A 2,130-nucleotide genomic window follows, 5' to 3' on the forward strand; every position below is an offset into this window, starting at 1 on the left:
GCAGAATGCAAATCGAGCAAAATTTCAGAGATGAGAAAAATCCTCGCTGGGGATTTGGGCTAAGGTTCGGAGCCAGCCATTCAGCGGAAAGAGTTGCAGTGTTGAGCCTGATCGCGACTTTAGCCAGTATCATCATGTGGTTAAGCGGCTTCTGCTTTGAAAACAAAGGAATACACTCTAAATATCAGGCAAATACGGTGAAGCACAGGCGAGTTGTTTCATTGTTAAAGCTGGCAGAAAATGTATTTCGACATTCCCTGCTCATATTGAAAACCCTGTCGCTGGACTCGGGACTGAAGAAATTACAGCAAAGGTATAACGATATGATTTTGGTTTACTAAATTTTCTGGGGATCCATCAGGGGTTACCCCCCCCGGAGCTGCTGGGTGTGCTGGCCGAACTGTACCCGCAGATGAATGCGGATGACCTGCAGGAGCGGCTGGCCCGTATCCTCTTTGTTTCAACACTCTGGGGGCGTCTGCATGACGCTTACCCCGAAGCGGGCTATCAGTTACCTGAAATCCAAAGGTTATAAAATCACCTGGGACTGGGAGGAGATGTGGCAGGATGTCCATGCCCGCGCTAGCGCCTTGGAGAAAGCGCTGGACGAGGGCAAGACAGACCGCTGGTTCCGAAAGGAGCTGGAGCCGGAGCTGCAGCGTGAGGGATGGTGGGGGCCGCGTGACACGACTGACCCGGTTACGGGTGAGCCGGTCACTATCCAGCAGGGCAGCCCGTGGCGGCTCGATACTATCTTTCGTACTAATATGTTGGTGCTCTACAGCGCCGGGCGCTGGGCCGAACAGATGGAGAACGTCGACGACAGGCCGTACTGGATGTATACCGGCATCAACGACAGCCATAGCCGTAAAGCGCATCTGCTGCTTCACAATATGGTGCTGCGCTATGATGACCCGTTCTGGCAGGCGTTCTACCCGCCGAACGGCTGGCGCTGTCGCTGCGGCGTTATTGCCCTGAGTGCGGCTGATGTGCGTGCCCGTGGTCTGAAGGTGGTGGATTCCGGTACCGCTATGGGCTGGGAGCTGAAGCTGGTCTCAAAGAAAACCGGGGAGATGCAGAACGTCGCCACCTTCAACACTGGCACCACGAAGGTGGCCACCGACGTCGGCTGGTCTTATGCGCCCGGCGCAGCTTACCATCCTGACCTTGCCCGTTACCAGGGCACGCTACAACCGCTGGCACAGCAGGAACTGAGGGGATAACGATGGCTTCCGATAATCTGGTCAATATCACCATTAACGATGAGTCCCTGCGCCAGAGTCTGCGGGCGCTGGATTTAGCCGCCACGGACCTGGAGCCTGCGATACGTAAAATCGCCGAAACCCTGCTGGCGGAAACGCAGTTTAACTTTCTGGATGAGGGCCGTCCGGGCTGGACGCCGTCGCTCGCCGCACAGGATCGTGATGGTCAGACGCTGCAGCACATCGGGCGGCTGATGGGGTCCGTGACCACTGACCACAATGACAGGCAGGCAGCGGTTGGGACCAACGTTGTTTATGGCCCGATCCACCAGTTCGGTGGTAAAACGGGGCGCAATGAGTCCGTTGAGCTTCCGGCCCGCCCGTTCCTGCCGCTGACAGGGGACGGTGAGCTGCAGCTTGATGTGGTTGTTCCCATCCTCGATACGATTGTGCGTCATCTTGAATCTGCGGCCCGTCGCTGATTTTAACCCTCCGGGACGGGCGATTTACCGCGTTACCCGCCCCGGAGCCTTTATAAAGGTTTACAGCCCCCTCGTTTACGGCTTTAATCCCTCCTGCTTCCCTCTCTACTGTCGTATCCTCCCTTATTTTTCTAAAGCAGATTAAAAGCGCTCTTCGCGGCTTTTCCACAAACTGTCTCCAACAACATCACGCGGGACAGCAAAATGTCAGCCATTCATATTTTTAAAGCCGGTACTCATACCGACATGCACGGCACGAAACTGCCGTTCACGCAAAGCGATCTTGCCGCCTGCGTTAAAGCCTATAACCCGTCCGTCCATGAAGCACCGCTCGTTATTGGTCACCCCAAAACGGAAGACCCGGCGTGGGGCTGGGTGAAAGCACTAAAGCTCAGCGGCGCTGACCTGCTGGCCGAGCCTGAACAGCTTGTAGTGGTCAACTAATA

2 protein-coding genes and 2 pseudogenes are annotated in these 2,130 nt (G+C 55.8%); all 4 read left to right on the plus strand.

Features of this window, described 5'->3' with window-relative positions:
* Positions 1–341: pseudogene (locus tag BBW68_RS09395) on the plus strand (IS4-like element ISEc60 family transposase); the annotation flags it as partial.
* A gap of 141 nt (positions 342–482) precedes the next feature.
* On the plus strand, positions 483–1,223 hold the full coding sequence (locus BBW68_RS09400; protein WP_245675244.1) for a phage head morphogenesis protein: 741 nt from the start codon (positions 483–485) through the stop codon (positions 1,221–1,223).
* 2 nt (positions 1,224–1,225) lie between these two features.
* On the plus strand, positions 1,226–1,684 hold the full coding sequence (locus tag BBW68_RS09405; RefSeq protein ID WP_070135154.1) for a phage virion morphogenesis protein: 459 nt from the start codon (positions 1,226–1,228) through the stop codon (positions 1,682–1,684).
* 204 nt (positions 1,685–1,888) lie between these two features.
* Positions 1,889–2,113, plus strand: a pseudogene (locus BBW68_RS09410) (peptidase); the annotation flags it as partial.
* Between the last annotated feature and the right edge of the window lie 17 nt (positions 2,114–2,130).

Origin of the sequence: Candidatus Erwinia dacicola, from assembly GCF_001756855.1 — a bacterium.
Taxonomy (GTDB): Bacteria; Pseudomonadota; Gammaproteobacteria; order Enterobacterales; family Enterobacteriaceae; genus Erwinia; species Erwinia dacicola.